The organism is Paraburkholderia nemoris, assembly GCF_905221015.1.
Taxonomy (GTDB): Bacteria; Pseudomonadota; Gammaproteobacteria; order Burkholderiales; family Burkholderiaceae; genus Paraburkholderia; species Paraburkholderia nemoris.
Map to the genome: position 1 here is coordinate 68,898 of NZ_CAJNBO010000010.1, position 25,302 is coordinate 94,199.

General features: G+C 60.2%; 24 protein-coding genes. 15 read left to right on the forward strand and 9 right to left on the reverse strand.

All coding sequences use genetic code 11. The features are described 5' to 3' along the window. Window positions 1-436 precede the first annotated feature (436 nt). Both KHO33_RS17055 and KHO33_RS17060 read left to right on the forward strand, forming a co-directional pair. A complete protein-coding gene (locus KHO33_RS17055) occupies window positions 437-778 on the forward strand; it encodes a DUF4148 domain-containing protein (RefSeq protein WP_200565305.1) in 342 nt (113 codons plus the stop codon). 67 nt (window positions 779-845) lie between these two features. Further along, window positions 846-1,226, forward strand: coding sequence for a DUF4148 domain-containing protein (locus KHO33_RS17060; RefSeq protein ID WP_200565306.1), 381 nt, complete (start codon window positions 846-848; stop codon window positions 1,224-1,226). A 250-nt stretch (window positions 1,227-1,476) separates the two neighbouring features. Here KHO33_RS17060 and KHO33_RS17065 read toward each other — a convergent pair whose 3' ends face one another. After that, complete coding sequence (locus KHO33_RS17065) at window positions 1,477-1,686, reverse strand: hypothetical protein (protein ID WP_200565307.1); 210 nt, start codon at window positions 1,684-1,686, stop codon at window positions 1,477-1,479. A 634-nt stretch (window positions 1,687-2,320) separates the two neighbouring features. Here KHO33_RS17065 and KHO33_RS17070 point away from each other — a divergent pair. After that, the gene (locus KHO33_RS17070; RefSeq protein WP_200565308.1) at window positions 2,321-2,629 is read left to right on the forward strand and encodes a hypothetical protein; all 309 of its coding nucleotides are present in this window, start codon (window positions 2,321-2,323) and stop codon (window positions 2,627-2,629) included. 52 nt (window positions 2,630-2,681) lie between these two features. Continuing rightward, the gene (locus KHO33_RS17075) at window positions 2,682-3,524 is read left to right on the forward strand and encodes a transposase (protein ID WP_200565309.1); all 843 of its coding nucleotides are present in this window, start codon (window positions 2,682-2,684) and stop codon (window positions 3,522-3,524) included. Window positions 3,525-3,558: 34 nt separating this feature from the next. Here KHO33_RS17075 and KHO33_RS17080 read toward each other — a convergent pair whose 3' ends face one another. Next, window positions 3,559-4,521, reverse strand: coding sequence for a substrate-binding domain-containing protein (locus tag KHO33_RS17080; RefSeq protein ID WP_200565310.1), 963 nt, complete (start codon window positions 4,519-4,521; stop codon window positions 3,559-3,561). Window positions 4,522-4,558: 37 nt separating this feature from the next. Beyond that, window positions 4,559-5,929 (reverse strand): leucine-rich repeat-containing protein kinase family protein, encoded by a 1,371-nt coding sequence (locus KHO33_RS17085; protein WP_200565311.1) that lies wholly within the window; start codon window positions 5,927-5,929, stop codon window positions 4,559-4,561. Window positions 5,930-6,163: 234 nt separating this feature from the next. On the opposite strand from KHO33_RS17085, the gene KHO33_RS17090 reads away from it, so the two are divergent. From KHO33_RS17090 to KHO33_RS17115, 6 genes are all read left to right on the forward strand, one after another. Continuing rightward, window positions 6,164-6,670, forward strand: coding sequence for a methylated-DNA--[protein]-cysteine S-methyltransferase (locus tag KHO33_RS17090; RefSeq protein WP_234480580.1), 507 nt, complete (start codon window positions 6,164-6,166; stop codon window positions 6,668-6,670). 277 nt (window positions 6,671-6,947) lie between these two features. After that, window positions 6,948-7,274, forward strand: a complete 327-nt coding sequence (locus tag KHO33_RS17095; protein ID WP_054040687.1) for an ArsR/SmtB family transcription factor — start codon at window positions 6,948-6,950, stop codon at window positions 7,272-7,274. Beyond that, window positions 7,271-8,341, forward strand: a complete 1,071-nt coding sequence (gene arsB, locus KHO33_RS17100) for an ACR3 family arsenite efflux transporter (protein WP_200565313.1) — start codon at window positions 7,271-7,273, stop codon at window positions 8,339-8,341. Before KHO33_RS17095 ends, arsB begins: the two co-directional genes overlap by 4 nt. Window positions 8,342-8,353: 12 nt before the next feature. Beyond that, window positions 8,354-8,776: an arsenate reductase (glutaredoxin) gene (gene arsC / locus KHO33_RS17105; protein ID WP_054040690.1), complete on the forward strand. Its 423-nt coding sequence runs from the start codon at window positions 8,354-8,356 to the stop codon at window positions 8,774-8,776. After that, window positions 8,776-9,540 carry an arsenical resistance protein ArsH gene (gene arsH, locus KHO33_RS17110; RefSeq protein ID WP_200565314.1) on the forward strand — a complete coding sequence of 255 codons (765 nt, stop codon included), beginning with the start codon at window positions 8,776-8,778 and terminating at the stop codon, window positions 9,538-9,540. The genes arsC and arsH overlap by 1 nt, the downstream gene beginning before the upstream one ends. Before the next feature lie 94 nt (window positions 9,541-9,634). Further along, window positions 9,635-9,940, forward strand: a complete 306-nt coding sequence (locus KHO33_RS17115; protein WP_054040692.1) for a hypothetical protein — start codon at window positions 9,635-9,637, stop codon at window positions 9,938-9,940. 96 nt (window positions 9,941-10,036) lie between these two features. On the opposite strand, the gene KHO33_RS17120 is transcribed toward KHO33_RS17115, so the two are convergent. The 4 genes from KHO33_RS17120 to KHO33_RS17135 form a co-directional block, all read right to left on the reverse strand. Continuing rightward, window positions 10,037-10,945 carry a GNAT family N-acetyltransferase gene (locus KHO33_RS17120; protein WP_234480594.1) on the reverse strand — a complete coding sequence of 303 codons (909 nt, stop codon included), beginning with the start codon at window positions 10,943-10,945 and terminating at the stop codon, window positions 10,037-10,039. An 84-nt stretch (window positions 10,946-11,029) separates the two neighbouring features. After that, the gene (locus KHO33_RS17125; protein ID WP_200565315.1) at window positions 11,030-12,022 is read right to left on the reverse strand and encodes a helix-turn-helix domain-containing protein; all 993 of its coding nucleotides are present in this window, start codon (window positions 12,020-12,022) and stop codon (window positions 11,030-11,032) included. Window positions 12,023-12,077: 55 nt separating this feature from the next. Further along, window positions 12,078-13,664, reverse strand: a complete 1,587-nt coding sequence (locus KHO33_RS17130; RefSeq protein ID WP_200565316.1) for an alpha/beta hydrolase family protein — start codon at window positions 13,662-13,664, stop codon at window positions 12,078-12,080. A 279-nt stretch (window positions 13,665-13,943) separates the two neighbouring features. Continuing rightward, entirely contained in the window at window positions 13,944-14,651 is a 708-nt protein-coding gene (locus tag KHO33_RS17135; RefSeq protein WP_200565317.1) for a dienelactone hydrolase family protein, read from the reverse strand. 226 nt (window positions 14,652-14,877) lie between these two features. Between KHO33_RS17135 and KHO33_RS17140 the strand changes: the two genes are divergently transcribed. The 5 genes from KHO33_RS17140 (at window position 14,878) to KHO33_RS17160 (ending at window position 21,244) form a co-directional block, all read left to right on the forward strand. Beyond that, window positions 14,878-15,843, forward strand: coding sequence for an amino acid ABC transporter substrate-binding protein (locus KHO33_RS17140; RefSeq protein WP_128576696.1), 966 nt, complete (start codon window positions 14,878-14,880; stop codon window positions 15,841-15,843). A gap of 138 nt (window positions 15,844-15,981) precedes the next feature. Then, window positions 15,982-16,380: a hypothetical protein gene (locus KHO33_RS17145; protein WP_054040699.1), complete on the forward strand. Its 399-nt coding sequence runs from the start codon at window positions 15,982-15,984 to the stop codon at window positions 16,378-16,380. A gap of 118 nt (window positions 16,381-16,498) precedes the next feature. Continuing rightward, complete coding sequence (locus KHO33_RS17150; protein WP_321207614.1) at window positions 16,499-18,610, forward strand: response regulator; 2,112 nt, start codon at window positions 16,499-16,501, stop codon at window positions 18,608-18,610. Continuing rightward, complete coding sequence (locus KHO33_RS17155; RefSeq protein ID WP_200565319.1) at window positions 18,603-20,615, forward strand: hybrid sensor histidine kinase/response regulator; 2,013 nt, start codon at window positions 18,603-18,605, stop codon at window positions 20,613-20,615. The genes KHO33_RS17150 and KHO33_RS17155 overlap by 8 nt, the downstream gene beginning before the upstream one ends. Further along, on the forward strand, window positions 20,612-21,244 hold the full coding sequence (locus KHO33_RS17160; protein WP_054040705.1) for a response regulator: 633 nt from the start codon (window positions 20,612-20,614) through the stop codon (window positions 21,242-21,244). Before KHO33_RS17155 ends, KHO33_RS17160 begins: the two co-directional genes overlap by 4 nt. A gap of 649 nt (window positions 21,245-21,893) precedes the next feature. Here KHO33_RS17160 and KHO33_RS17165 read toward each other — a convergent pair. Beyond that, window positions 21,894-23,453, reverse strand: coding sequence for a GGDEF domain-containing protein (locus KHO33_RS17165; protein WP_054040706.1), 1,560 nt, complete (start codon window positions 23,451-23,453; stop codon window positions 21,894-21,896). A gap of 178 nt (window positions 23,454-23,631) precedes the next feature. Continuing rightward, window positions 23,632-25,209: an amidase gene (locus KHO33_RS17170; RefSeq protein WP_200565320.1), complete on the reverse strand. Its 1,578-nt coding sequence runs from the start codon at window positions 25,207-25,209 to the stop codon at window positions 23,632-23,634. Window positions 25,210-25,302 lie beyond the last annotated feature (93 nt).

The following is a 25,302-nucleotide window of genomic DNA, read 5'->3' on the forward strand; positions in this document are numbered from 1 at the left end:
GTTGGTGCTGATGCTTGCACTCCTGATGATTGCGCATGTCGCAGACGCGTTGAAACAGAAGTTCGTCGACCGCGACTGCGTTGCTGGACGCATGGGAATAAGCGGCGCCCACTCCCGGTATACCGTAGTGTGAGCGCGCTTGATGAAGACCGTGGCGTTCCATCCTCTCGCATTGAAGCAAGCAGAGAAAAGGGGGAACGCGGTGTCCAACGTTCTCGAGCACTGGATTCCGGTGTGTTGCGATGCATACGACGAGAATGTGTTTATGCCGTGCATCAAGGAATCCTTGTAGCAAAGAACGGCGGCTTTGCTTCGGGCCTGTCTCCGACGGCAAGACCTCTACGGCGCATGTGGCCCGACGGAACCCGGTTGAGTTTTCCGCGCACTTTCATGATGCAGAACCAGCAACTTCCTGTTACTTAAATTGGAGTCCAAAGTGAATAAGCGAACCCTGATTTTCTCCCTGATTTTAGCTGCGGCAGCGAGCATCGCGATCAACGCGCAGGCTCAAGAAAAGACCCGGGCGCAGGTGCGGCAGGAGTTGATTGAAGCCAAACGCAACGGTCTGAATTTTGTGAGTGACACGTCGTACCCGGACGTTGCACCGATCTTTGAACAGCAGGCCGCGCAGCTCAAGCAGCAAAACAGCGACAGTGGGATGGGTGTCGCAACGACAGGCACAAGCGATGCCGGCCACATCAAACGGAAGACGCCTCCTTCAGATCCGTCAGCCTGCGTTGGACCTGTCAGCTTCTGCACTCTTTATTCCGGCTCTTGAGCCACACGTCAACGTGCTTCACTAGTTCCCCCGCAAACCGGGGTCTTTGTTGGAAGGAGTCGCAATCATGAAAAAGCTCACCCTGTTGGCACTGACGCTCAGTGCGGCCGTCATCTCCACATCGACTTTTGCGCAGTCCGCGTCCGTCCCGCTCACCAGAGCGCAGGTACGCGCCGACCTCATCAAGCTCGAACAGGCTGGATACAATCCGTCGACCAGCGATGACGCGACCTATCCTACCGATATCCAGGCTGCGGAGGCGAAAGTAGCCGCCCAGGACGCTAAACAGCAAGCCGCCACACCCCAGCAGCAAAAAAGCGACAGTGGCATGGGCGCCGAAATGAAAGGCACGAGCGATTCTGGCCACAAAAAACAGGATATGCATCCCTCAAATCCGTCGACCTGCGTCGGACCTGCCAGCTTCTGCGATATTTTTTTCGGCTCTTGAGACACACGCCACCGTGCTACGCCAGAAGTGGTTTCATAAACGCCCCGTGTTAACTTCTCGTGTGCCGTGTTAGCTTGCCTGGCATGGCACGACGAGAATCATCAGAACTTTATCGTAAGCTGCGGGGACCCCACGCCCACGGCCACGGCCAGCCAGTCAAGCGGCAGAAAATGGGGACCTGAACAGGGACGTTTAACCTCGACTGCGGCATGCAAGTAACGCCCTGACGTCGAATATTGAAGTGCCGAAGTCAGTGCGCGACGCCGAAAAATGCTTCCGCACCTTCGGCCGGCGTGAGTCCCACTCTGAAATATCCCTCAAGCCGTTCAGCCATCACGTCGTTCATGATGAAGGGCGGGCAGAGGAAGCCGACCGAAACGGCATGGTCGTACCATGCCAACATCCATGCGCGCAGACCCGCTTCGTCCTGCGAAAATTCATTGGATAGGTCTTCAGCCATGTACTGCCTCCTTCGCCATTGTCTCGCCGTTCTGTGGCAACACGGCGGTGCTCATCGCAGGACGAGCGTCTCTGGGCGGAAACACATGCCAGATTCCGTCGCTGTGGCGAAAGAAAAACAGCGCGAGCGAACCGCCCGGCCGTTGCACTTCGACGCACACACGACGAGTCCGGCCAGATCGTGACCGATGTATCGACAGCACGCGGACCGACTGGCGGCATTCCGTGCCAAGCAGTTTTCCAACGATCCCACGCAACGATTTTTCAGCCACGATGTCTGCACTCCATGATGCAAGTGAAGTCATCGTAAGGTCCTGGAAGCGGCGGTTCCGTCGGGAGCGCCGGATAGTTCATTAAGGAACGGCTGATTCGCATGTCAGGATTCCCCTAATCCAACCGCTGCGCCGATTAATACAGCTTCATTTTTTCGGCGGCGAGGCGGTGTCTGATCGCATGGCGGTCAGTTCAGACTACCGTTACGCCGAATCGACAGAGAAAACACAGGCAACGTATAGGGATTTCCTGACACGAAGTTCAGCATCGACCGGCCCTTCTTTCTTGATGTCCTGACAGCGCTGCGATAACTATCCACATAGGATGAAGACTCGTCAATCGTCCTGTTGCTGAGCGTGGCTATGGTTCCGTATCTGTCTGAGCGAGAAAACGCGGTTGAGCATATCAACGCGAAGTGCATCCACCTGTTCGATCTGTGGTGCGAAAGCCGAAGCGTCGTGCCGCTGACGTATCTGCTAAAAGGCTGGCCACTGACGAACAGCGATCCCGAGGCCATCCGGCGCCTCGGCAACGCGCTGCGCGATCTCAGACGACACCATCTGCTTGACGCCAACGGCGCGTCATTTCAGGAACTCTGCGAGTTATCGGATTGCGTCGAAGACCTGCTTGTTCTGTCGGCCATGACAACGTGGGCGATAAACAGCGGGTAGCGTGAACGTGGAGATCGAACCCGCGTAACGCGACTGGTATGGGGGAAATAGCGTGCAGTTAAACGAAATCAGTGACGAAGAGTGGCTTCTGCTGGCGCCCGTTCTGTCGGATGACGTCATCGTTCATGGGCAGCGCGGCCGGCCTCGCGCGCAAGTTCGTCTGGTGGCGAATGCCGTGCTGTGGGTACTGGTGACCGGCGAACCCTGGTCCAGGTTGCCGAACATCTATCCGTCGGTGCCGACGTGCCGGTCACGCTTCGAAAAGTGGCGCAGGACCGGCGCCCTTGCGCAAATGCACGGGCTTCTTTCGAGCCGCGGCCGCACGTTCCGTTGCGGTCCGGATGGCCGGTTGGAACCGCAGCACGTCCAGCCGCGCTCCATCGACCGTCAATCCAAGGACGAGGGCCTTCGCAAGGTGTTCTGGACAAGTCAGGCGTCGTGGCAAATGCCGCATGGCGCACGCCAGCCCCCCCATACCGTGGATACGTTCACTCAAGTCGCCCAGCAGCTCCAGGATTCTTCGCCTGTTGCGCCTGATCGCGTCGAATCCCGCCCTTCGATGAACGCCCCTCAATCCATCCACCGGCCTGCCTCGCCATGGATGGGCCTCGCCTCACAAGGCAAGCGCGAATCCGACCCGCGTGGCTACGTCATCTACGTTGCGGCCGACCGGGTAGCGAACGCCCGGTTCCGTGGATGGGCCGAGATCGCGAGGGACGCGCGGCGGGTCGCCCGTTCCGGGCTTATCGGTCCGAGCTTCACGAACTTCGAGGCTGCGCAGCAGTACGCGCTCGAATGGGCCCGGCGGTGGATCGACGAGGAAAGCGATGTCGAAAGAGATGATGTCAACGCCGAGAAGTGCGATTCGTGGCAACGGAAAGTCCGATCCGGGTGAGCAACACATCGGCGGCGTGCAGTAGATTTTTTCCTCAGTGATTTGCGCTCGTCACCAGTTGCAGCGGCGTTTCAATGGTCCGCGACAATTCGCTCTGCTTTCTATGCTCACTGACCGCCTTCAATGCCACGTCGACGCCGAACACAGCTTGCCGATCGGCAAACTGGTTCATCGTCGCGAGCACGCGGCCGTCGAGGAGCAGCGGTTTGATCGCGTCGCTTCCGTTGTACCCGGTGACGTAGACGCCGCCGGTTCTCCCCGCATCGCGAACGGCATCAACGGCCCCCATCGCCATGTTGTCGTTGCCGCAAATCAACGCTCGGATCTGCGGATAGTCTCCCAACATCTTCGACGCAACGTCCCGCCCTTTCCCATAGTCCCAGTCGCCTGCCTGGATAGCGACGATCTTCATGCCGGCCGCGTTCATTGCCTCCTTGCTGCCGGCCGTGCGTTGCTGCGCATTGCGGTCGGCGGAAATGCCTTCGATGATTCCGACCTGATCCCCCGCCTTGAGCCGCCCGCCAAGATAATCGCCCACCTGCTTCGCGCCGTTGCGATTATTCGGACCGACGAAGGGCACGGAGATATGGGCGGCATCCTGCGACGCGTCGTCGAGCGGGTTATCTATAGTGATCGTGATGATGCCGGCCTTGATCCCCCGCGCCACGACCGCTGTCAGCGCCTTCGAGTCAGTCGGCGCGATGACGATCGCGTTCATTCTCGCTTTGATCAATTCATCCACCATCCGGATCTGCGCGGCAGTGTCGTGCTCCGTTGCCGTGCCGCGAACGGTCAACGCGAACTGCGACGCGAAGTGCTTCTGATAGTTCTGCGCAGCGTTCGCCATTGCTACCGTGAACGGATCAGTCATCGACTTCAACACGAGGGCGATCTTCAGCTTGCCGCCCTGCATGGCATCGACACGAGCCGTACCTGTCAGGCCTGCCGCAGCGAGCGTGCCGGCAACCAGCACGCGGCGGCGCATTCTCTGCGTCATCGATTTTCTCTCCTTGTGCATTCACACAGACGACGGCTCAAACCACCGCGAACGCTGCCGTGTCCCGATCGCCGGCGCCCGTTAGCTGCCGCAAAACGGCAGCGATTTCGTCGAACAACGGCCGGCTGCCGATATCCTCGCTCAGGCAATTCTCTTTCAACGCCACCAGCTTCGCCACAATATCCGCTTCCTCAGCCGGCCAGTCGCATCGGTCGATCAACTCCTCGAGCAGACAACCATACGCCCTGACTTCCAGGCGCTGCAGCGCGGAGCGGAAGTCTCGATCATCAGTCGCATAGAAAGACGCCGCGCCAAAATCGCCCAGCAGCGCGCGGCCCTGCCCACCGTGCAGAATATTGTGCGCGTACAGATCGCCATGCATCACACCTTGCCGATGCAGATGACATGCTGCCGACGCCATGCCGTATGCAAGGCGTAACACCGAAGCCAACTCGAAGCGCGTGTCGGCATCGTAGATGTCACGCGTGCATGACTCGAGGCTCGGCGGTCCGGCAAGGTTTGTGAATTGCGAGTCGATCAGTTCCATCACCAGGCCATGCGTGCCCGCCGGATGGTCCTTCACCTTGCCCACCACCGGAATCAGATTCGGATGATCGCCGGCGCGAATGCAGGCTGCCATCTCGCAGTCCGGCAATCCATCGCTCGTCACCGCGCCCTTGAACAACTTGACGGCCACAGGCCTGCTCGCATGTTCATGACGAGCAAGAAGCGCCGCGCGATAAATGACACCCGAGGCGCCCTCGCCTAACTGCTGTTCGAGTTTCAACTCATCCCATCGAATATCGGCACTCGGCGTATCGGTGAGTGCCGCCGTCTCCAGCGCTTCGCTAAACGGATTGCCGGCGAAAGCCAGCCAGGAAAGCCGTGGCAAGCGTAACAACCATGCAGGCAGTCCGCTGAGTTGATTCGCCGCGAGACGCAGCAGTTCGAGCCGCGAGCAGGCGGCCAATTCTTCGGGCAGTGTGCGCAACCGGTTGCCGGCCAGCATCAACTTCTGAAGTTGCGTGCACGCGCCGATCTCCGCAGGCAGTGTGTCGATCTCGTTGTCCGTGAGGATCAGCCAGCGCAGCAGCGGCGGCAGCGATTGACCCGACACCGTGCGAATGCGGTTCGCCTTGAAGCCGACCATGCTCAGCTGCGAACACTGCCCGAGGACTTCCGGCAATTCGGTGAAGGGGTTGTCAGACGCAAAAATGATGCGCAGCTTGCTCAACCGTGGCAAATCGTCGGGCAGCTTCGAGAGTGCATTGCCCGATAGGTCGAGAATTTCCAGCGTGTCCGCCAGATCGAAAATCTCGCGTGGAAATTCGCTCAACCCGCACGCCAGTTTGAGTCGGCGAGTACCCGCCAGGTGTCCGGCCCGCAGTTGTTCGAGGGTGGTTGTCACAGTCGTAGAGAAGAGTTCCGGTTGCCGGTGGGCGATGTGCCGAGGGTATCAATTCTACTGAGTCGCGGGCCGCGCGCGGAATTGGATAGCAAGATCCGGCGTGACCTCGGCGAGGACGAGGGTTAAGCTGTCAGGTATCGGAGCCATGGCAGAGCGAGTTCGCAGCTTCGCATGAAGCCATTTCAGTCTCCAGCCAGTCAGGAACCCAGCAAAGTGACATACGCATACAAGTTAATGAATTCGCCCGTGGGCGAACTGAAGCTCGTGGCAAACGGCAACCGGCTCGCCGCTATTTTGTGGGAGAACGACAAGCCGAACCGGGTGCGCCTGCCGGAAATGGTCGAGGCGGATGAACGCCCGATCCTGATCGAAACCGAGCGGCAATTGAACGAATATTTCGCTGGGGCGAGAGACCGGTTCGACCTCGAACTCGATTTTCAGGGGACGGACTTTCAGAAGAAAGTTTGGGCGGCGCTCCTGACGATTCCGTTCGGCGAAACGCGCAGCTACTCGGACATCGCTACGCAAATCGGAAACATCAACGCGGTGCGCGCCGTGGGCGCAGCGAACGGCAGAAATCCGATCTCGATCGTGGCGCCGTGTCATCGCGTGATCGGCGCGTCCGGCGATCTGACCGGCTTTGCCGGCGGACTGGCGAACAAGATGTTTCTTCTATCGCTGGAAGCCGGGCAGACTTCGCTGGAAGCAGCTGCGGATTCGAATGGCGCTGAGGCTGTCTGAGCGGCTGCGGCTGCGGCTTCAGGCGCGACTCCGGGAACGGTCGTCCGGGAAACGTCTGTGAAACCGGCACGCCCGGCGCCAAGCCGTGGGACCCAGCACTCGTTGTTCGGCAACTGAGCCCGTTCGAGGCCACAGCCGTGGCCTCAGGCGGTGGCGTTCACCGCCGCCTGAAGCACCACATCACCAATGCAACCAGGCCTCGCTCAAATATGCGCTCATCGGCTACGTCATTTCAATAATTCTTGAAATATGAAAACGACCAGGGTATCGTTCGACCATGGACTCGAACCTCGTTGTACGCGCCCTTGGCGCGCTCGCTCATGAATCGCGGTTGGCGATCTTCCGTTTGCTGGTCGTCGCTGGCCCTGATGGCATGGCCGCGGGTGAAATTGCGCAGCAGCTCGGACTTTCCCCATCAAGCCTCTCCTTCCACCTCAAAGACCTGTCACATGCCGAGTTGGTGACACCCCGGCAAGACGGGCGCTTCATCATCTATTCGGCGAATTTCGACGCGATGACGGGCCTGATCGCCTTCCTGACCGAAAACTGCTGCGCCGGCGCACCATGCGCCGCGAGCGAGCTCCCCGGCTGCCGCAAAAAATGAGCACCGCCAACACAGTGGCGCGCGGCGCACGGCCGGCGATTGGATTCTTCGAGCGCTACCTGACTGTCTGGGTAGCGCTGTGCATCGCAGGCGGCATCCTGGTCGGGCAACTGCTTCCGCAACTCTTCCAGGCGATCGGCCGCATGGAAGTTGCGCAGGTCAATCTTCCAGTTGGCGTGCTGATCTGGACGATGATCATTCCGATGCTGGTCAAGATCGATTTTGCCGCGATGACGCAGGTGAAAAGTCAGTGGCGCGGTATCGGCGTGACCTTGTTTGTGAACTGGTTCGTCAAACCGTTTTCGATGGCATTGCTCGGCTGGATTTTCATTCGGCACGTGTTCGCGCCATGGCTTCCTGCGAATCAACTCGACAGTTATATCGCCGGTCTCATTCTGCTGGCCGCCGCCCCCTGCACGGCGATGGTGTTCGTCTGGTCGCAACTCTGCAAGGGTGACCCGTATTTCACGCTGTCGCAAGTGGCGCTCAACGACGCCATCATGATCGTGGCATTCGCGCCGCTCGTCGCCCTCCTGCTGGGGTTGTCGGCGATTACGGTGCCATGGGACACGCTGATCGTTTCAGTCGGCTTGTACATCATCATCCCCGTCATCCTCGCCCAGTTTCTACGCCGCCATCTGCTCACCAAGGGCGATGCGTATTTCCAGCAGGCGGTCGCGCATCTCGCGCCCTATTCGATCAGCGCGTTGCTGGCAACCCTCGTCTTGCTGTTCGCCTTCCAGGGGCAGGCAATAGTCAAGGAACCCCTAGTCATCGCGATGCTCGCGGTGCCGATTCTGATTCAGGTGTTCTTCAATTCCGGCCTCGCCTATTTGCTCAATCGCCGGCTTGGCGTCGCGCATCGTGTTGCAGGTCCGTCCAGTCTGATCGGTGCAAGCAATTTCTTCGAGCTTGCGGTGGCCACGGCGATCAGCCTGTTTGGATTTCATTCGGGCGCGGCGCTTGCCACGGTGGTCGGTGTGCTGATCGAAGTGCCGGTGATGCTGTTAGTGGTCGGCGTCGTCAATCGTTCGCAGCACTGGTACGAGGCAAAAACACAGCGTTAAAGGACAAGGTGTATGAGCGTTACGATCTATCACAACCCCGATTGCGGCACCTCGCGCAATACGCTTGCAATGATTCGCAATGCCGGCATCGAGCCGGAGGTCATCGAGTATCTGAAGAACCCACCTGATCGGGCCACACTGAAGGACCTGATCGAACGCGCCGGGCTCACCGTGCGCGCCACACTGCGCGAGAAAGGCACGCCATATGCCGAACTCGGTCTCGCGGAGGTGTCCTTGAGCGATGAGCAATTGCTCGATGCGATGCTGGCGCATCCGATTCTCATCAATCGCCCCATTGTGGTCACCCCGCTCGGCGTGCGTTTATGCAGACCGTCCGAGCTTGTTCTCGATATCCTGCCCGCAGCGCAACAGGGGGCGTTTATCAAAGAGGACGGCGAGCCTGTGATTGACAGCGCGGGGCGGAGGGTTCGTTGATGTCCGGGAATCTGCCTAACATCAGCGCCCCACATTTCCACGCGCCGGATCTGCAAAAACTCGAACCGCACGCGATTTCGCAGCATGCCCCGCGAATTTTGCTGCTCTACGGGTCGTTGCGTCCCACTTCGTTCAGCAAACTGCTCACTCTCGAAGCCGAACGCATCCTGCGCCAATTCGGCGCTGAAACACGGGTCTTCGATCCGCACGGCTTGCCGATCACGGACAGCGTAGCGACCGACCATCCGAAGGTCGTCGAACTACGCAAACTGTCGGAATGGTCGGAGGGACAAGTGTGGTGCAGTCCGGAGCGTCACGGTACGCTCACTGCGGTGTTCAAGAATCAGATCGACTGGCTGCCGCTCGAAAGCGGGGGCGTGCGCCCCACGCAAGGACGCACGCTCGCGGTGATGCAGATATGCGGCGGTTCACAATCGTTCAACGCCGTCAACGCGTTGCGCGTGTTGGGCCGGTGGATGCGGATGCTGACGATCCCCAATCAGTCGTCGGTGCCGCAGGCGTATCAGGAATTCGACGCCGACGGCAGGATGAAACCCTCCGCCTACTACGATCGCGTTGTTGACGTGATGGAGGAGTTGTACAAGTTCACGTTGCTGGTGCGCGACCGTTCGGATTACCTGACCGATCGCTACAGCGAACGCAAGGAGGCGCATCCGGAACTGGCGAGCGCGTTGGCGGCCAACGCAATGGTTCATGAAGTAGCGAACGCCAATGCAAACAGCGACGACAGCGAAACAGAATAACGACGGCGGTACTCGGCAGTGCTAACCCTGGCGCTCACAGCGCATAAAGCTCCTATCCTTAAGATGCCCTTTGGGCACCAACCAGGAGGATGACATGCGCATGCTACTCAACGTACGTATTCCGCACGAACCGTTTAACACGCTAGTGCGCGATGGCACTGTCGGCGAAGTGATAGGGCGAATACTTGAAGACATCAAACCAGAAGCTGCCTACTTCACCGAGCAGAACGGAACACGTGGCGCGGTACTCATCGTGAACCTCGATGAACCATCGGGAATTCCCGCACTCGCAGAACCATTTTTTCTGAAGCTCAACGCCGACTGCGAGTTTCGCGTCGTCATGTTGCCGCAGGACCTCATGAAAGCCGGACTGGAGAATCTCGGCTCAAAATGGAAGTAGCGCATACGTTCGTATCAAACGATGGACTTGCCGTCTGCGGTTCATAAGACGCACCCCAGACGGCAGCGCACGCAAAGGCGCAGATGTGTGTTCCGCTCACCCGAGTTCGAATGACGTCACGCCAAATACGCGTTCGATTTGAATAGCAGGCGGGTCCTGCGTATACATCCGCGCGGTTTCAAAGACGCTTGTCATGCCATGCCGTTCCGTCAGCGCGATGGCAGCGGCATTAGTCTCCGGCACATCGAGGACGATGACCTCGCCCGGCATGCGCGCCACCAACGCATCGAACAGATCGCTCGCGATCTCGTCGCTATCGGCGAAGAGCGGACCGATCTTGCACCCCGTTCTGCAACGACGCACTACGCCGTAGCCTGCAATCTGACCGTCACGAACTGCGACTAGAGCCGTGGCGTCACGCTGGCCGAGCCATGTCGCGAGAAAATGCTCACGCACGGCGGGAAAGCACTGGTGATCGTAGTCAAGCAGTCGTTCGAACGGGAGCGCCGACGCATTCAAAATGTTCGAACGGACGTTCGAACCCGTCGCGTTTTGGGCCGATGCCTGAACGACACCCTGAAAGCGAATGTTGCGATACGCAAGCCGAAAGCCAGACTTTCTGTAATTCGCCTGTTGAGCGACGACGCCGTCCAATCCGACATTGCGCTTACCCAGATAGTCCATGCCATGCTGCCAGACGCGCATGCCGAAGCCTTTGCCGCGAAACGCCGGCTTCACGATATACAGGCCGATAAAGCCGAAGTGCTCGCCGTACGCGATCGCGGAAATGCAGGCAACCGGTTCGCCGCGCCACTCTCCGATAAAAAACCCGTTAGGGTCCCCGGCGCGAAAGCATTCGGCATCGTGCAGGCCGGGGTTCCATCCTTCCGCCGCGGCCCATTCGACCGCCAGCGCCACGTCGTCGGCCGACATGGTGCGCACGATAAAGTCACGGTGCTCGTCCGGGTTCATCACGATCACCTCCCCCACTGCGCCTGACGTCATTGATCTCATGCCGCTATCGCTGATCGCGATAAGGCTCTTCGGCAATGCGCGTCGGCGTGAAGTCGCCGTGCGCGCATTTTGCCTCTACCGCGTCATTGCCCGAAAATCACTCGGCGACATCTCGTACGCACGACGAAACGCGCGATTAAAATCCGACGCGCTATTAAAACCTACGCCATAAGCGATCTCGATGATCGCTTTCCCCGGATAACGATGCAGTTCATCGGCCGCCTCGCGCAGCCGCCGGTTGCGAATATAGGCGGCCAATCCGCCTTCGGGTTCGAAGAGACGATACAACGTGGGCCGCGAAAGTTGCGACGCGGCGAGCACGCTCTCCGGCGTGAGATCCGCCTGCCCCAGATTGGCTTCGATATAGCGGCGCGCCGTCGCGAACATGGCGGTGCGAGCGGCCGCACGTGCGTTGCCGGTCAGACGCGCCTCCTTGCCGAAGGCCGCCGCAATCAACAACGCACAGGTGCGCATCGCGCGATACGCTTCCTGCCCATTCATCTTGTGCAGGTTCTGGCTAAGATCTGCGAGATGGCCCGGAATCATGCGCGCGAGCGGCGAGTCGTATTCGATCGCGCTGCCATGAATCGACTCCGCTTCCGGCAAGACGGATTCCACCAGCGCACGCGGCAGGAAAAAAGCCTGCACACGGCACGCACTACGCACCATCTGCATCGGCTGATTCATATCCAGCGCGAGAATGCCCGGCCTCGTTTGCAGCGCTTTGCGCTTCGGATACAGGCCCGTTCCGGTCTCGATGCTGCCCTCCACGGCCACGTGAAACACAAACTGGCGGACCGAATCGGTGGAAATGCGCGCGACGGATCGCGCCTGCGAAACCGGGTCCGTGCGGCAATCCATGAACGTCAGATCGCCGGCCTTGTAGCTGTCGATCGTGCCGCTAAAGCCGTCGGCCCGTTGCCAGCGCGAGATCGGCACGTCGAGAAAGTGGCCGAGCCGGTCCCGCCACGCGGGCAGTTGCTCGCGTGGCGCTTCGCGGTGCGTATCAAAGTGGCTGTGAATGCACGCCGAGGGCGCAGCGTCCCCGGCCACGGAATCGGTCGTCAAAGCTTTCCCCTGCGCAGTCCTGTTCTCTGCGCATGATAGCCGCAGACGGCAGCGCTCAAAAGTTCGTGAAGAAGGCCCGGGCGGCGACCATACAGAACGACGCGACCAGTTCACCGTGATAGGCCTGAAGCACAGCCGAGGCGCCACCGTCGGTTGCACCGCCCGCTACGGCCTGATTCGCGAGTGTCGCCTTCGCACTTGCGAAACCCTGCTTGATGGGCGCGTACGGATCGTTGGGCCCGGAGATCGGAGAGTCCACGTCCAGCACGGACGTGAGCCCTGCCGGCACTTTGGCGTTCTGCCAGTAGGCCTGCTCGATGCGTGCGTTGAAGAAAAACACAGTGGGATCCGAGCCGCCGCCGCACAGCAGAACCGGCGCGCGCGGCAGCCAGTTGCGCAAGTCATTGCGCTTGAACGCCTGGCGCAGCGGATGCATCGGATTCGCCGCCGGCGTCAAGGCCACCGTGCTGTTGGGAAACGCGCCATCGGGATTGGCGGAAGCATCTTCCAGAAGACTCAGACGATAGGCGTTGCGCACGAGATTGGCGTTGCCGAATCCAGCAGCAAACACCGGCGTCAATGAGGGCGGAGTGAGGGGTGGCGAAGTCGGCGGCGTCATCGAAGCATATTGCGGCGCGGGTGGAACGCTGCTGAAGAGTTGCGTCGAGGGCAGTTTCCCTTTCGAAAATAGCGTATCGAGCGGCTGCAGGCTCGGCAGGAGATTCTCGATGCCCGGGGCATAGGCCGCTTCATAGAAGTCGCCGGGCTTGCGGTAGATGTTCTCGTAGGCATGCTGGTAGCCCGTCACGACCAAAGTCGTGAACAGTGTCGACCCCAGGTTCACCTCGCCTTCGATGAGCGCGTCCGCAGTGGCGGCAAGCGCATACGGACCCGATCCCGGCGCGGATGCCGTGACCTTGACGCCGGACGCCTGCAACGCACGATGCGTCGCCAACGCCACAAAGCCGCCTTGCGAATAGCCGGTGACGAAGAGCTTGCCGTTCTCGCGCGTCTTTCTCTCCGGCTTCGCTGCACTCAGTGCAGCCCGCGCCGCCCGCAACGAATCGATCACATCGGCGGATTGCTGGTCGGCGTTCAGGTAGGGATGGTACGTGAGGTCGGAGCCGGCATAGCCCGCGTAGTTAGTCGCCACCACGATATAGCCCTGGGCCGCATACATGGCAGCCACGCTGATGCCTTCTCCGGCGCCGTCGCCGTTGCCCGGATCGGTTTGGGTGATATCGGCGATGTTGTAGTTGCGGTACGCGGTCGTGCCGTGCGCGTAGAGCATGAGCGGACGCGGCCCGCTACATGCCGCCGACCGTCCACCCGGAATCATCACTGCGCCACTGGCAGTAGTGGGCTCGCCCGCGCCGCCGATGGTGCGGTAGCGGAAGGTCACGATCTCCACCCCGCAAGCGGGCGCGCCGGCGATCTGCTCAAGTTGCTGACCGGATGCGTTCGATGCAAGCAGTTTCGCAAACGCCGTGGCGCTGAGCCGTAGCGTGACGCGCTGTTCGAGTAGCTGGCCGCGGGCCTTGCATCCCTCATCGCACCCGGAGCCGGCTTGCACATAAGCACTGCCGCCCAACGTGAAACATGTCAGCAGCACAAGGGCCGCGTTCCGCATTGCTACAGGCATGTGAGGCTCCGTCTTGTTGGCTCTTGTTGGCTCTTGTTGGCGCTTGTTGGTATTGCGGCGATTGGGCTGCCTTACATACAGACTGAGGGGAGTATAGGTAAACAGATTGGCGCGCCGCCAGCCTCATCCTTCACGAATTTTGCAATCGAATGCTTCATGAGGTGTCCGGGCGCGAGAGCCGGTCGGCATAAAGAACGCCGACCCGACTCGCTGCTGGCTGGCTGGCGGGATCAGATCGCGGCTTGCGTCCACCTTTCAATGTGGATCCGCGCTTGCCGCTTACTTCCAGAGCGTGCGGCCGAAGAAGGTCAGTGTGCGGTCCCAGGCCTGCTGAGCCCAGACCGGATCGAACTGGGTCCTGGAGATGCGGCCCGGCCCGACTGCCGTTTCGTTCGCGAACGCGTGGTACGCAAGATAGCGATGGAACTCGACGTCGACATTGGCCGCGCTGAGCTTGGACTCCAGTGCATCGACCGTTTCAGCCGGGAAGAATTCGTCTTGCGTCGCCCAGTGACCGAGAACCGGAACCTTGATTTTCGATGCGTCGATGTACTCGAGCGGAGGGAAGCCGTACCACACCACCCCGGCCGACACTTCAGGAATATTGCATAGCGCGAGCAAAGTCAGCGCGCCGCCCATGCAATAGCCGGTCACGCCGACATTCGCCGAGTGCTGCTTCAGATACTGGACGGCGCCCCGCACGTCCTGCGTCGCGGCATCGCCGAAGTCGAGCGCGCTCAGCAAATGGTTCGCCTCCGCCTCCTCAACCGTCGACTTGCCGCGGAAGAGGTCGGGCACCAGCGCCAGATAGCCGGCCTGCGCGAGCCGGTCCGCCACGCCGCGAATCTGGTCGTTCAAGCCCCACCATTCCTGAATCACGACGATGGCAGGCGCGCCCTCCAGTTTCTGCGGCTTGGCCAGATAACCCTGAACGTCTTTGCCGTCAGGGCGGTTAAACGTGATCATCGATCCTGCAGTCCGTTGCATCAGTTGCTCCTCGAAGTAGCCGAAGCCGGTAGCATAGCGCCAGAGTGGCAGGTTCTGCGGGGCCCCCGGCAAGCCTGTCAATACGACCTGCGCGTCCCGACTTTGCGGCGATGAGCCTCTTCGTCACATCATTGCGATGCATGGTTCAGTTCCTTATTGAATTTGGCCAAAGCGGCCCCTCGAACCCATACTGCGGCTTACGCGTCGTTTCCGGTTCAGGCTACTCATGTTCGTCCTCGATCACCTTGATGGAATCCGCCGGTTCAGATTCCGCGGACGCTTCAAACCATCAGCGGTGCTCTCCCTCATCGCCTGTGCCCTATTGAGCCCGGCCTTTGGCAGCACCGGCGCGCCCGGCCCGTCGACCGTCCCCATCACCCATGTGCGCATTCTTCGCCTATCCGGGGATGTGGTGCGAGAGGGCCGCTGGGCCTTTCTTATCTCCGCGCTGAACCACACCGTAGCGGCCTACGGCCCGTACGTCATCGACGCCTATTTTTCACCGATGTCGGCCCAGCGCGAGATCGACGAGGTGATATCGGGCCGCCTGATCAACGTCATGGCGAGCGAGCCCGGACACGCGGAACTCGACGCCGCGGCGATTCCGGTGCCGATCCCCATCGACCGGGGCCTGCTCGGCTATCGCGTGGCGCTGATCAATCAGGGCGAGCAGGCGAAGCTCGACAGCGTCCACGACCTTCAGGGTCTTCGCACACTCAGCATTGGCCAGGGCCAGGGTTGGGGCGACGTCCCCATCTACCGCGCCGCCGGCGTTCCACTCGTCACCGCCAGCCGTTACGATCTGCTTTTCCCGATGCTGGCTGACCATCGCTTCGATATGTTCCCGCGCGGAGTAGTCGAGATCACACGTGAAATCAAGGCCTTTCAGCCGAGCTACCCCAATATGAGGATCGACTCCCACCTGCTGATCCGCTACCCGTACGCGCAGTTCTTCTATGTCAGCCAAAGCGAGCCGTTGCTGGCGAAGCGGATTCGCGACGGCCTCGAAGCCATGCTGAAGGATGGGAGTTTCGAGGCGTTATTCCGCGAACACTTCGCGCAAGGCATCGCCGATCTGCACCTCGAGCGCCGCGTGCTGATCGATTTGAAGAATCCCTTGCTCCCGTCATGGGTGCCTCTGGATCGCAAAGAACTCTGGCTCGACCCGTTCGACGGCAAGAAACGGAATTGATGCGCGGGACGATAGGCGTTAAGGATTTCCTGACCCAAAAATCAGGAAACCACCAGCCCATAGTCCGGACTACCTGACGGCAACACTCAAGCGGTGAGTTTAAAGTGGTTCTTTACATACCATCGCCGGATCCCCGTTATGAACGACTACTTTTTGCCGCGCGAGAAAACAGTCGAACGCATCGACGAGCTGTGCGTACGTCTATTCGAGCTTTGGTGTGAAGAAAGAAAACTGGTGCCGCTCGCCTATCTTTTGCACTGCTGGCCGTTGACCGGTCACGATACGGTTGTGGTCAAGCGTCTGGCTGATGCCATGTCGGATCTGTGCCAGTTCCAGGCAGCGAAACTCAGTGCTCGTGAGTCGACCCTGGTGCGCGAAATCATCGGCAACGCCCGCGAAATCATTGGCGAGCCATTGCCGCGTGGCGCCACTGCCGCGAACGGCGCGGGCGTTATGTGGGAGCGAGTGCGGCTCGCAAAGGCAGCGGGTCAAGTGCCGGCGTTCGCCGCAGCGGACTTCCTCGACGGCCCCTTATAGACCGCAATTCGGCGACGAGTGCAGAATACACAAACAAGAATCACAGCACTCGCGGGGAAATATGCTGGCGAATAGCGTTGGTTCACTCCTTGTCTCGCCCGGCCGATTCAGGCACAGCGTGGTTTTCCGGCTGCTGGCCACCGTGCTGCTATTCAGTTGCGCGGTCACGTTATTGCTCACCGCACTACAGCTTTATCGCGACTATAGCCGCGGCGTCGAACTGATCGAAACACGTTTATCAGACATTGACCGAAGCAATCGCGACAGCCTCGGCGAAGGTCTTTGGCAGCTCAACCGCACTGAACTTCAGCTTCAACTGAACGGCATCTTGCGGCTCGCCGACATGTGCGCCGCCGAGGTGCGCGAGACCGGCGCGAGCGCGACGCCACTGGTGGTGACGGCTGGCGAACGCAGGACAGGGGCCGTGATATCCCGCGAATTTCCCATCTTTTATCGCATCCACGGCGCCCCGCAGAAGATCGGCACCCTCTATGTGCAAGCGACGCTTGCCAATCTCTATCAGGCGTTAGCGCAAACCGCGCTGGTGATTCTGATCAGTCAGGCTACCTATACGTTCATCGTTGCGCTGTTCACCATCTACATCTTCTCGCGCCTCGTGACGCGGCATCTCGCCACGATTGCGCGGCTGGTCGGCGAATACGACTTCCGTGCGGCGCCGAAGCCGTTCGTCCTGCCGCGCCGCCAGCCGCGCTGGCCAGACGAGCTCGATCGCGTGGTCGCCGCGTTCAACAGCATGGGCGCGCGGCTGCATGACGCCTATCTCGCCGAGCGCGACGCCACTGCGCAGCGCGAAGCGCGGCACCTTGCCGAAGCCGCCAACCGGGCCAAGAGCGAATTCCTCGCGAACATGAGCCACGAACTGCGCACGCCGCTGAACGGCATTCTCGGCTATACGCAGATTTTGCTGCGCGACGGCAGCCAGAGCGAGCGCCAACGCAACGCGGTCGAAGTGATCCACCGTAGCGGCGAACATCTGCTGACGCTGATCGACGACACGCTCGATTTCGCGCGCATCGAAGCCGGCAAAATGCGCATCGAAATGGCCGACGTATCGCTGCCGGGCGTCCTCGATACGATCCGCGACATCATCAATGTGAAGGCTGAGCAAAAACGCCTGCGGTTCCTATGCGAGCTGGCCCCCGACCTGGGCTGCGCCGTGCGGGCAGACGAGCGCCGCCTACGCCAGGTGCTGCTCAATCTGCTGGCGAATGCGGTCAGATTCACGGACACAGGCTGTGTCAGCCTGCAAGTCAGCCGTGCGCCCTCGGGCGCCGTGCGCTTCTGCGTGCGTGACTCGGGAATCGGCATCGCGGCCGACAAGCTCGACGCGATTTTCGAGCCTTTCGAGCAGGCCGGCGGCCCCGAACGACGCGCCGGTGGCGCCGGACTCGGTCTTGCGATCAGCCAGCAATTCGTGCGCGCAATGGGTAGCGAAATCCACGCGGAAAGCACGCTCGCGCATGGGAGCGTCTTCTGGTTCGATCTCGCGCCGGCCGTCGCCGATGCGCCCTTAGCGCGCACCGATCCGGCGACGCCGGCCGCGCCGCGCGTGACGGGCTACACCGGTCCGCGCCGCAAAGTGCTGGTGATCGACGACGAGCCCGTCAATCGGGCGGTCCTGGTCGAGCTTCTGGATCAACTGGGCTTCGACACCATCGAGGCCGCGAGCGGCCATGAGGGACTCGCGAAGGCGCGCAGCGAGGCGCCGTCGCTCATCATGACCGACATTCTGATGCCGGAAATGGACGGGCTCGAAACAACGCGCAGATTGCGCCGGTTGCCGGGACACGGTGATATTCCGATCATCGCCGTGTCGGCGAATCCTTCCTGGAGCGATGCGAAACGAAGCACCGACGCAGGCGCGAATGCCTTCCTGCCCAAGCCGGTCGACTTCGAACGGCTGCAGGCCCATCTGGCGGATTTGCTGGCGCTGAAGTGGACCGACTCGCCAGCGCCCCGCTCGCAGCAAGCTGACGCATCGCACACGCACGCCCCCGTGTTGCCCGATGACGAACTCGACAACCTGCACCGCCTCGCCCGCCTGGGCGACATGCGTGCCATCGCCGAATGGACCGACAGGATGGCGGCCCTCGACGCGCGCAATCTGGTATTCACAACAGAGTTGCGTGCGCTCGTGAAAGGCTATCAGTCAAAGGCCATCCTGCTGCTCGCGGAGGAATATCTCGAGAGGAAGGCCAGCCATGAATGACACAACGAGCGCGGCAGAGCCGGCCACCATTCTGGTTGTGGATGACGCACCGATTAACATCGGTGTCGTGGCCGAAAGTCTCGAGGATAAGGGCTTTCGCGTGTTCGTTGCGCTCGACGGCGAGGAGGCGCTCGAACGGGCGCAATTTTCGCAGCCTGACCTGATCCTCCTCGACGTGAAAATGCCGGGCATAGACGGCTTCGAAACCTGTCGCCGGCTCAAGCGCAATGAGCTGACCCGCGAAATTCCGGTGATTTTCATGACGTCGCTCGCCGATCCCGACGACCTCGTCGAAGGGTTCTCGGCGGGTGGCATCGACTACGTCACCAAGCCGTTCCAGATCGCCGAAATGTTGGCGCGCATTCGCACCCACCTTGCGCTGCGCGCCATGCACAAGGCACTTCGGTCGCAGAACGAAAGTCTCTCGAGCGAGGTGGCGGTTCGCCAGCAGGCGCAAGAAGCCCTTTCTCGCGTGCGCGACGAACTCGAAGATCGCGTCGCCGAACGGACCGGACAGCTCGCGCGCGCCAATGCAAGCCTGCTGGTCGAAATCGACGAACGCATACGGACCGAAACGAAACTCGTGTCGAGCGAAGCGCGCTTTCGCACGATCGTCGAGACGAGCCCGGTGCCGTTGTGCATTACGTCCATGGACGATGGACAGGTCCTCTACATGAACGGGCCATTTCGCTGGCTGTTCGGTTTCGGCGTGGACGATTGCACCACCACCTACATGAGCGACTTCTATGTCGACCCGACGGAGCGCGACAAAGCGATCGAACTTCTGCGCCACGAAGGCGGGTTCACCAACAACGAAATCCAGTTCAAGAATTCGGAAGGCGAGCTCTTCTGGGCGGTAGCAACCGCTCGCATAGCGACGTTCGCCGACGCCCCGGCAATCTATGTCGGTCTCAACGACGTCACCGCGCGCAAACAGGCAGAAGAGAAATTGCGCGCCAGCGAAGCCAGTCTGGCGAACGCCCAGCGGCTGGCCAAACTTGGCGACTGGGAATGGACTGCGGCCGCCGGCGTGACGCACTGGTCGTATGAGATGTACCGGATCCTCGGTTTGGAGCCGAACGGCGTGCGGCCCAGCTATCGAACACTGCGCGCGGCGATTCATCCTGAGGACCGGGCCGCTGTGCGACGGGCCGTGCGCGCGGTGATCGCCGACCGGCAGCCGCATTTTCTCGATTGCCGCCTGACCGGTTCGGACGGCGAGCCACGCATCGTACAGCTTCACGCTGAAGCGGCGCACGAGGGGCCCGGCCATCCGCTCAAGCTGGTCGGTACGATTCAGGACATGACGGAACGCAAGCGGGTCGAACAGGAACTGCTCGAGTCGCGCGAGCGCCTGCGCGAGTTGTCCGCCTACATGGAGGCGGTTCGCGAAGAAGAACGAAAGTGGATCGCCATGGAAATTCACGACGAACTCGGGCAATTGCTGACCGCGCTGAAAATGGACGTGTCGTTATTGCGGATGCGGCTCGGTAGCGATTCGGAAGCAGCCAGAAAAACCGAGGACATGCGTGAACTGGTCGAGAAGACCATCTGGATGGTGCGCAATGTGGCCAGCCACCTCAGACCGGCTGCGCTAAACTTTGGCATCCTGTCGGCGCTCGAGTGGCTCGTGGACGACTTCGTTCGACGTAATCGCATGCCATGCCAGTTGTCGATTCATGGCAGCGAACCGGTTCTGCCGGATGCGCATGCAACGGCCGTGTTCCGCATCGCGCAGGCCTCGTTGACCAATGTTGCACGCCACGCCGACGCTTCGCGTGTCGACGTCACACTGAGCACAAGCAACGGCGCGTTGACACTCCATATCAGCGACAACGGATGCGGCTTCGATCTGCCCGCGGCGCGCCGGCGCTATTCCTACGGATTACTCGGCATGAGCGAACGCGCGCGCCTGATTGGCGGCACGTTGCAGATCGAAAGCACGCCCGGCGCGGGCACAACCGTCTCTATTCACATCCCGCTCAGGACTGAGAAAAGCACATGATAAAGATCCTCATTGCAGACGACCATGCGATCGTGCGAGGTGGGCTGAAGCAGATCATCGCGACCACCACCGATATGATCGTCGCCGACGAGGCGGCCGAAGGCGCCGAAGTACTCGAGAAACTACGCGCCCGCTGTCCCGACCTGTTGCTGCTCGACATGACCATGCCCGGCATCAGCGGCATCGACCTGATCCGGCGCATCAGGGCCGAGTACACCGCCCTGCCCGTGCTCGTGCTGAGCATTCACAACGAGGCCCAGGTCGTCTCGCGCGCGCTGCGCGCCGGCGCAACCGGCTACCTCACCAAAGACAGCGATCCGGAGATCCTGCTTGCCGCAATTCGCAAGCTGGCCGAAGGCGGGAGATTCATCGATCCGAAGCTGGTGGACTCGATGATCTTCGGCACTCACTCCGGCGACACGCCACCGCACGACATGCTGTCCGATCGCGAATTCCAGGTATTGCAAGCTTTAGCCGCTGGAAAGAGCATCAACGATATCGCTGAAGCGTTCGCGCTCAGCGCGAAGACTATCAGCACACATAAAATGCGCCTCATGCAAAAACTGGGGATCACTAATAATTCAGAATTGATTCGCTATGCGATCAGACACCACATTAGTACGGAATAAATTCAATTAAGGAAATCCCTACTCGAACATCAGGGTTGCCCGATGCCGAATTCGGTGACCGCCGATCGACAAATTTTTTTGATGTCCTTATGCTTGGCCAAAGCTTTTCGTTTATGATCACTCCGCAGTGAAGTTGGCGCTCTAAAAATAACCCTGTTCTGAGAAAACACGCTGCCCAATTGTTAAATCCTGGTATGTGGCAATAATGCGCGCAACCAGTACTGTAATCCGTAAAATTGACTGATTAACGTCTCTCAGGTTCTGGCATGCAATCCTCGGACGCCAGAGTCTTTCCGGCCGACACAATGTGTCGGCCTTTTTTTTGCCGATTACTTATTGAAATAGAAATCCGGCTGATTCCCAAGTCATTAATTCAATGGAGAAATTAATTCTTCCGCAAACCTTTGCCGAATTAAACCCTTTGCGAAAAATCGCCGTTGGACAGACCAGATAGCTGGCACTGCCACGCCAGACAGATCGAGGTGCCGGAATCGAGAGAAAGGATCATTAACTCTCTCGTATAAGATATCTGAAATATATTTGTATGAACAATAGACGGATGCCGGCAAACACCAGCCGTCGCAACCATCGTACTACCGGTGCTCGCGGTATCTAAAGGGGACCAGCCGCACGTTGTACGGCGCCATCGCTAGACTGATCCAGTTCCCTGGAAATCCCGTTGACCGATCGATTCGATACGATTTCGCCCTCGTTCTTTCGCGCGATATAACGCTCGATCCGCAGCCTCGACGATCTGATGCGCCGAACCCGTACCGGCCGAGCCGAAAACTGCGATCCCGATACTCACCGTCACGAAGTCGCCAAGCGAGGTCTCATTCCTGATATGCATCGAGCTGACGGCAGCCAGCATTTTCACCGCCACCAGACGTGCTCCGTCTTCGTCTGTCGCAGGCAGGATCGCGGCGAACTCTTCGCCACCATAACGTGCGAGCAGATCGCCACTGCGCGGCAGGGCCGCTTGCAAAGCGCTCGCCACCGCAGCGAGACACTTGTCTCCCGTTGGATGGCCGTAGCGGTCGTTTAACTTCTTGAAGTGGTCGATATCGATAAGCAGCAAGCCAAGCGGAAGCTGGTTGCGAGCCGCACGGTTCCATTCGAGTGAGAGCGTCTGATCGAAGCAACGACGATTCGCCGCATTGGTCAACGCGTCCGTGAGTGCGATCTTTTCGAGGCGGTCTCTGGCGTCGCGCAACTCATGCTGAGTCCGCACCAACCGGCTTTGCAAAGCTGCCGTTCGTATGGTGTGCACGACTAATGCGGTGAGTATGCCAACCGTCCCGACATAAAAATGTTCGCGCATCAGCGGAATACTCAACGCGAGCAATGCCAACGTATAAAAGATTGGACTACCGTTCTCGATGACAACGGCGAGCGGCCGCTTCTCCTCATCGACATCGGCTTCACTCTCTTGCGGTGAGCGCATCATGCACGCCACGCCCAATAGCAGAAAAGGAACGTCGATTATCACGTCGATCACTGCGTGACCGTCTGAAGAGGCGGCCCAACTGTTGTACACGCCGGCCACGATTGCATAGATCCACAAGTAGCCGCACAGGAGCTTGTAGAATCCGCGGTCTTTTTCTCGTGGCAACAGACGGAGACGCAGTGTCACCGCGACAGCAAGAACAATGTTCTCGACGTTGTAGGTCAGCAATAGGACCGAAGCCGAGATTGGCTCGAGCGCAGTGTCGGAAAACGGCACTACGGTAAAAATGGTGATGTAGGCAAGATAGGCGGTCAATGCCGCCTGGATTCCATCCATCCACACGAAGAGCGGGATTCGCTGTCTGCCTGAAACGGACGAGATGGCGAGGAGTATCGGCACGCCATAGAGAAAAAAACAGAAGTCGGAAAACCACGCAATGCCCACCGGCATCTGTTGGAACAGATCTTCCCAGGCGCTGAGACCAATGCCGCAAGTCCACAGAAACAGGCCGGCAGCGAGCAGAATCCACGGCGTGCGAGATTGCCGCTCGGCGGCGCGGGCGCGCCAACAGGCGGCCGCAAGCGCGAGCGACGGAGCAAGGATGAGAAACGGATAAGTAAGCAGCGTCGCCCGGGATCGAAACAGCATCAGGCAAACTGCGTGCGCGCCCAGGAAAGCCAAGGCGAACCATGCGAGATGTATCGATTTTGGCGAGCGGTCCAAGATTTCACCCCGAACTTGAGGAAGCCAGGTGAAAGCCATCGCGAAGCCGATGGCGGTTCAGCTTCTCTTGTGTAAGCCGACAACGTCGCTAATCTTAGCTGATGGTATGTCAGGCGAACACCTGAAAGTGATCAGGGTTCGCCCCCCTTCATTAAGCGCGGCAAATGGGCGGCCAATTCGGGCGCTTGCTTGAGTCGCAGTCGCAATGGTGGCTTGCTCAATCGCGGATCAACGGAGGTACGTTGGAACGCGCCAGAAATTGCGGGTCCCTACGCCACAGGGTCGCCTGCTCGAACGCATAACCCAATGCCAATAACCGTGCCTCGCTCCAGGCGGGTCCAACAAACGACAAACCGACCGGTAAGCCTCGCACTTGTCCGGCCGGCACGGTCAGATGCGGATAGCCGGCCACGGCGGCCGGCGTTGAAAAGCCGCCGTTACTGCTGTCGCCGTTGATAAAGTCGGTCAGCCATGCGGTCCCGCCGGTCGGCGCGACGATCGCATCCAGACCATGCTGAGCGAGTACGCGGTCCAAACCTTCGTCGCGAGATTGCGTGTGGCACGTTGCCAACGCGCGCTGATACGCATCACTATCGAGATCACCCAGCGCCTGAGCTTGCGTGAAGAGTTCCTGGCCGAAGTCAGGCTGCTCGAGATTGCGATGCGCGTTGTTGAAAGCCATCACATCGGCAAGATTGCGAACCTGTGCATGCGGCGCGAACGTATCGAGCCACAGCGGCAGATCGTGTTTGAATTCATGCAGCAATACAGAGAGTTCTTCCTTGTCATAACTGACTCGCGGCAAATCGACGGGATCGATCACGTCCGCGCCGAGCAGCCGCAGTTGCGCGATAGCCAGTTCGATCTGCTGGTCGACTTCGTCGTGGCCAGTGAAGAACTCTCGTGCGACACCAATCCGGGCGCCTTTTAACGCGTCCTTGTTCAACGCTCGCAGGTAGTCGTCCGGTGCGGGCGCCGCCGACGTTTGCGGATCGCGCGAGTCCATGCCGGCAATCGCCGAAAGCAGCAACGCCGCGTCGTGGACCGATCGGGTAATGGGACCGGGCGTGTCCTGTGTGTGTGAAATCGGAATGATGCCGTCACGGCTTATCCGCCCGACAGTGGGCTTGAGTCCGACCACCCCGCAGATCGATGCTGGCGACACAATCGACCCGTCTGTCTCCGTGCCGATCGCCATGGCCACCAACCCGGCGGCGACCGCTGCCGCGGAGCCGGAGCTCGATCCGCTCGTGTTGCGGTCCAACGCATAGGGGTTGCGCGTCAGGCCGCCGCGCGCGCTCCAGCCGCTAGTCGCGCGGGTGGAGCGGATGTTCGCCCATTCGCTCAAATTCGTCTTGCCGATAATGACCACGCCCGCTTCACGCAGGCGGCGCACGAGGTCGGCATCGCGGGTTGCGCGAACGCCGTCGAGCGCGAGCGAACCTGCCGTTGTTGCCATCCTGTCGCCGGTCGCGATGTTGTCCTTGATGACGACGGGCACACCATGCAACGGGCCGCGGCGCTTGCCCTCGCGGCGCTCGGCGTCCAGCGCGGCCGCGATCTGCATGGCGTCGGGATTCAGTTCGATCATGCTGCGCAACCGCGGGCCGCGCCGGTCGATCGCTTCGATGCGGCCTAGAGCGTGACGCAGGGCCTGCGTGGCGCTTGTCTCGCCGTCTGCGATTAACAGCGAGTGTCCGGCAGGCACCGATGTCGGCGAAGCGGCGCTGGCGCCTTTTGACAATAACCCTGCTGCCAGTAAGCCAACTGATTCAAAGAATCTGCGTCGTCGCATGGAGTAGTTTGAATTGACGTTTGTTGTAGCGTTCCGCGAGGCATGACACGTTGGCGAGGCGGTCCGAAGCTGGCGAGATTATCCCGCCAAAAT

What these genes read in the sequence shown, in the direction of transcription:
- KHO33_RS17060 (WP_200565306.1), top strand. Translation starts at nt 846, where the DNA reads ATGAAAAAGCTCACCCTGTTGGCACTGACGCTCAGTGCGGCCGTCATC.
- KHO33_RS17065 (WP_200565307.1), bottom strand. Translation starts at nt 1,686, where the DNA reads ATGGCTGAAGACCTATCCAATGAATTTTCGCAGGACGAAGCGGGTCTG.
- KHO33_RS17070 (WP_200565308.1), top strand. Translation starts at nt 2,321, where the DNA reads ATGGTTCCGTATCTGTCTGAGCGAGAAAACGCGGTTGAGCATATCAAC.
- KHO33_RS17080 (WP_200565310.1), bottom strand. Translation starts at nt 4,521, where the DNA reads ATGACGCAGAGAATGCGCCGCCGCGTGCTGGTTGCCGGCACGCTCGCT.
- KHO33_RS17090 (WP_234480580.1), top strand. Translation starts at nt 6,164, where the DNA reads ATGAATTCGCCCGTGGGCGAACTGAAGCTCGTGGCAAACGGCAACCGG.
- KHO33_RS17095 (WP_054040687.1), top strand. Translation starts at nt 6,948, where the DNA reads ATGGACTCGAACCTCGTTGTACGCGCCCTTGGCGCGCTCGCTCATGAA.
- arsB (WP_200565313.1), top strand. Translation starts at nt 7,271, where the DNA reads ATGAGCACCGCCAACACAGTGGCGCGCGGCGCACGGCCGGCGATTGGA.
- arsC (WP_054040690.1), top strand. Translation starts at nt 8,354, where the DNA reads ATGAGCGTTACGATCTATCACAACCCCGATTGCGGCACCTCGCGCAAT.
- arsH (WP_200565314.1), top strand. Translation starts at nt 8,776, where the DNA reads ATGTCCGGGAATCTGCCTAACATCAGCGCCCCACATTTCCACGCGCCG.
- KHO33_RS17115 (WP_054040692.1), top strand. Translation starts at nt 9,635, where the DNA reads ATGCGCATGCTACTCAACGTACGTATTCCGCACGAACCGTTTAACACG.
- KHO33_RS17120 (WP_234480594.1), bottom strand. Translation starts at nt 10,945, where the DNA reads ATGACGTCAGGCGCAGTGGGGGAGGTGATCGTGATGAACCCGGACGAG.
- KHO33_RS17130 (WP_200565316.1), bottom strand. Translation starts at nt 13,664, where the DNA reads ATGCCTGTAGCAATGCGGAACGCGGCCCTTGTGCTGCTGACATGTTTC.
- KHO33_RS17135 (WP_200565317.1), bottom strand. Translation starts at nt 14,651, where the DNA reads ATGCAACGGACTGCAGGATCGATGATCACGTTTAACCGCCCTGACGGC.
- KHO33_RS17140 (WP_128576696.1), top strand. Translation starts at nt 14,878, where the DNA reads ATGTTCGTCCTCGATCACCTTGATGGAATCCGCCGGTTCAGATTCCGC.
- KHO33_RS17145 (WP_054040699.1), top strand. Translation starts at nt 15,982, where the DNA reads ATGAACGACTACTTTTTGCCGCGCGAGAAAACAGTCGAACGCATCGAC.
- KHO33_RS17155 (WP_200565319.1), top strand. Translation starts at nt 18,603, where the DNA reads ATGAATGACACAACGAGCGCGGCAGAGCCGGCCACCATTCTGGTTGTG.
- KHO33_RS17160 (WP_054040705.1), top strand. Translation starts at nt 20,612, where the DNA reads ATGATAAAGATCCTCATTGCAGACGACCATGCGATCGTGCGAGGTGGG.
- KHO33_RS17165 (WP_054040706.1), bottom strand. Translation starts at nt 23,453, where the DNA reads ATGGCTTTCACCTGGCTTCCTCAAGTTCGGGGTGAAATCTTGGACCGC.
- KHO33_RS17170 (WP_200565320.1), bottom strand. Translation starts at nt 25,209, where the DNA reads ATGCGACGACGCAGATTCTTTGAATCAGTTGGCTTACTGGCAGCAGGG.